Origin of the sequence: Citrobacter sp. S46_ASV_140 (assembly GCF_018919545.1) — a bacterium.
In the GTDB taxonomy this organism is placed as follows: Bacteria; Pseudomonadota; Gammaproteobacteria; order Enterobacterales; family Enterobacteriaceae; genus Citrobacter; species Citrobacter braakii.
This window is the reverse complement of the sequence record NZ_JAHLRC010000174.1, coordinates 1-5,840: the sequence shown is the minus strand read 5'-3', so window position 1 is coordinate 5,840 and position 5,840 is coordinate 1. Positions and strand designations below refer to the sequence as shown.

Genomic DNA, 5,840 nt, shown 5'->3' with positions numbered 1-5,840 from the left:
AATTAATAGACAGTCTTTGTCAGACCTGACCATCATAGGAAATGAGGGGATTACTATTTTGATAAGTATCAAGCAATTACATGGAGGAGAACTATCGATAGAATAGCCTGTGCCTATTATAGAGTTAAACGTTACCAGGTTGTGTTCACACCTCGTTGCAATCGAATGTTCTGAAAATGGAATATCCTCAGGTTGTGCAGAATTCGGAATTCTGCATTATTTTCATTGGGATAGATTTATTTTTTGGATATTGCGCAGCACTAAAATGTGATCGACCGCACGCTTTACTCACCAGATACCGAAGCGAATGTCTACGCTTAATTGACGAGCGGGCAATAGCCTTAATCTTTCAACGTCCATCGGAGGTCTTTCGCATTATGCTCAACCAGAAACTACCCCACGCCCCTTCTGAAGAAATGACGATCGACATCGATCTGCTTTATGAAATGGATCCGTGCGAGTTAAAGCTGGATGAAATGATTGAGGCGGAGCCTGAACCGGAGATGATTGAAGGGTTACCCGCCTCAGATGCGTTAACTCCCGCCGATCGTTACCTCGAGCTGTTCGAACACGTTCAGTCGTCGAAACTGTTTGCCGATAGCAAAACCTTCCCCGACTGTGCACCGAAAATGGATCCGCTGGATATTTTGATCCGCTATCGCAAGGTTAAACGCCACCGCGACTTTGATCTGCGACGCTTCGTCGAGAACCACTTCTGGCTCCCGGAAACGCCCTCCAGTGAATATGTTTCTGACCCGGCAAATTCGCTGAAAGAGCATATCGATCAACTGTGGCCAGTGCTGACGCGCGAACCACAGGATCACATTCCCTGGTCCTCGCTGCTGGCGTTACCGCAGTCATATATTGTGCCCGGCGGACGTTTTAGTGAAACCTACTACTGGGATTCCTACTTCACCATGCTGGGTCTGGCGGAGAGCGGTCGCGAAGATCTGCTGAAATGTATGGCGGATAACTTTGCCTGGATGATTGAAAACTATGGTCACATCCCGAACGGTAACCGTACTTACTACCTGAGTCGCTCGCAGCCGCCGGTCTTTGCGCTGATGGTCGAACTGTTTGAAGAGGATGGCGTACGCGGCGCGCGTCGTTACCTTGATCATCTAAAAATGGAGTACGCGTTCTGGATGGATGGCGCAGATTCCCTGGTACTCAACCAGGCCTACCGTCACGTGATCAGAATGTCGGACGGCTCCCTGCTCAACCGCTATTGGGACGATCGTGATACGCCACGCGATGAGTCGTGGCTTGAAGACGTCGAGACCGCCAAGCATTCGGGTCGCCCACCCAATGAAGTGTATCGGGATTTGCGCGCGGGCGCGGCCTCCGGCTGGGATTACTCCTCGCGCTGGCTACGCGATGCAGGCCGTCTTGCCAGCATACGCACCACTCAGTTCATCCCTATTGACCTGAACGCGTTCCTCTACAAGCTGGAAAGCACTATCGCCAATATTTCCGCACTGAAAGGCGACAAAGGCACTGAAGCGCAGTTTCGCCAGAAAGCCAATGACCGCCGCGATGCGGTGAATCGCTATCTCTGGGACGATGAAAACGGCTGCTATCGCGATTACGACTGGCGGCGCGAACAAATGGCTCTGTTCTCTGCCGCCAGTATTGTGCCGCTGTATGTCGGCATGGCAACGCATGAACAAGCCGACCGACTTGCTAATGCGGTACGCAGTCGCCTGCTAACCCCCGGAGGGATTTTAGCCACGGAGCATGAAACGGGTGAGCAATGGGATAAACCCAACGGCTGGGCGCCGCTGCAGTGGATGGCAATCCAGGGTTTCAAACTTTACGGCGACGACCATCTTGGGGATGAAATCGCCCGTAACTGGTTAAAAACGGTGAATCTCTTTTATCAGGAACACCACAAGCTTATCGAAAAATACCACATCGCCGACGCCGCGCCGCGCGAAGGCGGCGGCGGGGAATATCCGTTGCAGGACGGCTTTGGCTGGACCAATGGCGTGGTGCGCCGACTCATCGGTCTGTATGGCGAACCCTAGCAACTGACGGTCTGAATTATCAGACCGTCAGTTAATCGCATCGTACAGTTCTGCGTGAATTTTTTGCCATTTCTTGTTCTCTGGGCTTGGCTGCGCGCGAACGCGTAGCTCGGCCTGTTCAAGGTCATACTGCTGACGCGCGACAACCGCCGGCACCGAACAAAAACTTTGCAGATAGCTTTTATGCAGCGATGTGAGTGACGCCCCATTCGCCATCGCATGGCTGACCGTAGTCATAAACTGCCGACATGGCTTACTCTCACTCATCTGCGAAGGGTAACGCAGCAGCAGCCTCAACACCTCGGTATTGCCTGCCGAGAATGCCTGCTCCGTCCACGCCAGCTTCCAGTCCATCCCGCCCTGCAGGAAAAGTGACGTCACACGGGTGTCGTTGCGCTCGATAGCCGCGCGCATGTTAAAGGCATCCCAGGTGATGCCCATTCGGGTCACCGACTCCCGCGCACCAGGGGCATCACGCCGTGGCTCCTCCTGCACGATTTCAACGGATAGCCCGGAAGACGCTTGTGGCGCTGGCGAAGTGAATAACCAGAACGCGCCCAGCGAAATCACCAGCACCATCACGCCGACCGCTACCCACAACATGCCGGAAATCAGCTGTTCACGTTCTTCCGCCGTGCGCCTGGCCCGCTTCTCCGGCGGATCGATACTGTCTGCGATTTCCTGTTTATCGCCCCCCGCCTGCTCGTCTTTTTGCTTTGCGCTTTCCCAAAACTGGCGAACCGTCGCCTCATCGGACGCCAGATACGACGCAGGATTAATGCGCGTACGCCGTTCTTCAAATGCCCGCTGCACAGGGTGAGTAATCTGTCGGTACTGGCAATCCAGCAACAGCAGTTGTACTGAGGTTAGCGGCTGCTGCGCGATAACGCAGTTACGGGCCAGGCGGCAGTCATCCAGGAACATCCTCAGCGTGATACGTGGCTCAACAAACGACATGAGCACCGAGGTATCGTTAAAAATCTCGCTAAAATGCCGAACGAATAACTTCTTATCGACAACCATCAGCGCCAGTTCGCTAAACATCATGCCGTCCAGCGCATCCCGACTTTCCCCCAGCTTTAACCAGCGACGCAGACGTTCACCGCCAAAGTGCTGTTTCAGGAAGCTGTTGAGCGGATGTTGATCCGGCCATACCCGCGCAATCAGGGATTTGAGGGTTAATTCTATTGCGCGAAGCTGACGCTGCGCCCGCATCTGCGCATCCGGCTCTGCACGTTCAATTTCGGTTGGATACTTCAGGAGGGGCTGTTGCTGGCGCAACTGTTCCAGAGAAGCGACAAAGCGCAGCGCAGAAATCAGTTGGTTTTCACTGACGTCCTGGCCATTTTCATATTGCGGCACGCTCTGCTGAAGATGGCGTAGCCGCAACGTGAACTGACTCAATTGCGCGTCATTCATCTGCAACCGCCTGGCGACAACGCCCCAACCTCCCAGATTCAATCGCGCCTGGTCAAGCTGCTCGAGAAACCAGCGTGGATCTTTACCCTCTGCGACGCGCACGCCAAGCATCAGCAAAATTTCTACCGAGGCCTGGCGGATTATCCCCAAACAATGTTCGAAGGGTGTACATGTCGCCTGTAACGCGCTATTGGTCATTATCTTCCCTAAAAGGACCCAAAAAGTGCGGCCTCACAATGGTGTGTAGTTATCTTTTTTAAATGCAGCGCTGTGCCGCCACAGACTAAAACACATTCATATAGCAAATAAATATGTTTTACAGTGACTTCCGCACAATCATTGAAAATTATTCTGGAGATAAGCCTGTGCCTGTACTGAAAACCTCGCGTTTGATCTGCCGCCCACTCACACATGACGACTGGGCGTTTTTCTTAACGTTACAGCAGAACGCAGATGTGATGCGCTTTGTCGCTGACTCGCGTACCGAAGAGGAGATACGGACAGTCTTTGACTCCCGCTTGCCTGAATGGTCTCCCGGCAGTCCACACTGGCTGTGCCTGGTCCTGTGCGATAAGGCATCGGGCGTACCGCTTGGGGTAACCGGATATATTCAGGATAGAAATGAATGTGCCGAGGTCGGCTTTCTGCTCACTCCCGAGGCGCAGGGCAAAGGTTATGGCGCTGAATCCCTGCATGCCGTTTGCGAGTATGCGTTTACCGCCGGAGGACTACGCCGACTGACGGCCTGCGTCACCGCAGGAAACGATGCCTCACGGCGTCTACTGGAAAAGGTCGGGTTCATTCTCGAAGGCACGCTGCGAGAAAGCTACTGGCTACATCAAACCTGGCATGATGACTGGATTTTCGGCCTGTTAAAACAGGAATATCAGCCGCCCGCGCCATCAGGCGTTTTGCTGTAAAAAATGGCTGGATGGCGGCTGGCGTAACGGGGTGTGTTTCTTAAAATAGGTCTCTTTGTACAGAGATTATTATGCCGCTGCATTCGACGCATTTCACGCCCGCCTGTATCGCATTTATTAAGCAATGGCAGGGCCTGTCGCTGGAAAAGTATCAGGACAAAAAGGGGATCTGGGTCATTGGCTACGGGCACGAAATCACCGCAGATGAATCCTTTGATGCCCCAATTATGCTGATGCAAGCCGAAACATTGCTGCTCGCGGATATAAATATCTGCGAGGCATTCATCCATAAGGAAATGCCGCAAATACAAGATCGGTTTCAACAGGAAGCGTTAATTGCATGGATGCTCAGCGTGGGGATTAGCCGGTTTTGCACTGCTGAATTCTGGCCGTGGGCTATTTCACAGCCAGAAACAGTCTGACTGTGAAATATTTTCCCATTATAGGGTGTCGTTTAGCATCATTGCCGCCTGCGTACGGTTTTTTACCTCCAGGCGCTGATACAGCGATTCAAGATGGGCTTTTACCGTTCCAGTGCTGATATTTAATAATCGACCAATTTGTTTATTAGATTCTCCGGCGGCCAGCATCGTCAGAATCTCCCGCTGACGCGCGCTGAGCAATCTGATATTTTGCCCGCCACATTCGGTCGCTGTGATGCAATCTCTGGGGATAAACATCATACCTATCGCGACGCTATTGAGTGCCAGCGTGAAGGTTTCCGCATCAGAATCGCGCGGAACAATGGCCAGCACGTTTAATTGCGTGACTTCCTGTAGCCATTTTTTACGGCAGTCCGTTGCGGTTACCAGCACTTTTACCTTCGCAAAGCGTGCTGCTATCTGTTGCAGCAAGCTACGGCAGAACTCAGCGTCAAAATCTCCATCCAGCATTACCAGTGCATCAGGATTGTCTTCCAGCGTCCGCCAAAGATCATCTGCCTGACTGACACCCTGAACATTCACTCCTGGAATACGCTCTTGCAAAATTACATTCATTCCATGAATAAATATTGACTGCCTGTCAAACATTATTAACTGCATTATTTATCTCCGTCTGAATAAGATATTAGCCTTAACACGCGGAAGGGTATTATCCGAGGGGCAAAATATGAAGTCACCATTTGGCGGAGGCTATTTTACCGATAGACGGAGAAGAAAGAAGCAGACGTTATAAATAGTTACAGCTGAAACCAAAGAATCACACAAAGGATCAAAATCGGGGTCAAATATTCAGAAAATCCTTAATATTTGATGTTCAAACCTGGACTACTAATATTAATAATCCGGAGTTTATATTCTTAGCTAAAAATAAGGAACTCACGATAACAGACAAATATGTTACAAAACAAAATATCGCATTAAATGATCATTCGGGCATGAGAATGGGAAGGTGATCATGGTTTCTGATGCAACAAATCCACTCCCGAAGAAGAATGAACTCTTCAGAACGTTTATCCCCGCTCTCTTTCAGC

At 51.3% G+C, this 5,840-nt stretch carries 5 protein-coding genes; 3 read left to right on the top strand and 2 right to left on the bottom strand.

All coding sequences use genetic code 11. The features are described from left to right. Positions 1 to 377 precede the first annotated feature (377 nt). Complete coding sequence (locus KQJ19_RS22020; protein WP_049283130.1) at positions 378 to 2,027, top strand: alpha,alpha-trehalase; 1,650 nt, start codon at positions 378 to 380, stop codon at positions 2,025 to 2,027. A gap of 27 nt (positions 2,028 to 2,054) precedes the next feature. Here the strand turns inward: KQJ19_RS22020 and KQJ19_RS22015 are convergent, their stop codons facing one another. Next, entirely contained in the window at positions 2,055 to 3,644 is a 1,590-nt protein-coding gene (locus tag KQJ19_RS22015; protein WP_181546705.1) for an STY4199 family HEPN domain-containing protein, read from the bottom strand. Positions 3,645 to 3,811: 167 nt separating this feature from the next. Between KQJ19_RS22015 and KQJ19_RS22010 the strand changes: the two genes are divergently transcribed. Next, positions 3,812 to 4,366 (top strand): GNAT family protein, encoded by a 555-nt coding sequence (locus tag KQJ19_RS22010; RefSeq protein ID WP_216404147.1) that lies wholly within the window; start codon positions 3,812 to 3,814, stop codon positions 4,364 to 4,366. A gap of 71 nt (positions 4,367 to 4,437) precedes the next feature. Continuing rightward, on the top strand, positions 4,438 to 4,788 hold the full coding sequence (locus KQJ19_RS22005; RefSeq protein ID WP_103766978.1) for a lysozyme: 351 nt from the start codon (positions 4,438 to 4,440) through the stop codon (positions 4,786 to 4,788). Between the two features lie 18 nt (positions 4,789 to 4,806). Here the strand turns inward: KQJ19_RS22005 and KQJ19_RS22000 are convergent, their stop codons facing one another. After that, a complete protein-coding gene (locus tag KQJ19_RS22000) occupies positions 4,807 to 5,409 on the bottom strand; it encodes a response regulator transcription factor (protein WP_047501367.1) in 603 nt (200 codons plus the stop codon). Positions 5,410 to 5,840: the final 431 nt, after the last annotated feature.

What these genes read in the sequence shown, in the direction of transcription:
- KQJ19_RS22000 (WP_047501367.1), bottom strand. Translation starts at nt 5,409, where the DNA reads ATGCAGTTAATAATGTTTGACAGGCAGTCAATATTTATTCATGGAATG.
- KQJ19_RS22015 (WP_181546705.1), bottom strand. Translation starts at nt 3,644, where the DNA reads ATGACCAATAGCGCGTTACAGGCGACATGTACACCCTTCGAACATTGT.
- KQJ19_RS22020 (WP_049283130.1), top strand. Translation starts at nt 378, where the DNA reads ATGCTCAACCAGAAACTACCCCACGCCCCTTCTGAAGAAATGACGATC.
- KQJ19_RS22005 (WP_103766978.1), top strand. Translation starts at nt 4,438, where the DNA reads ATGCCGCTGCATTCGACGCATTTCACGCCCGCCTGTATCGCATTTATT.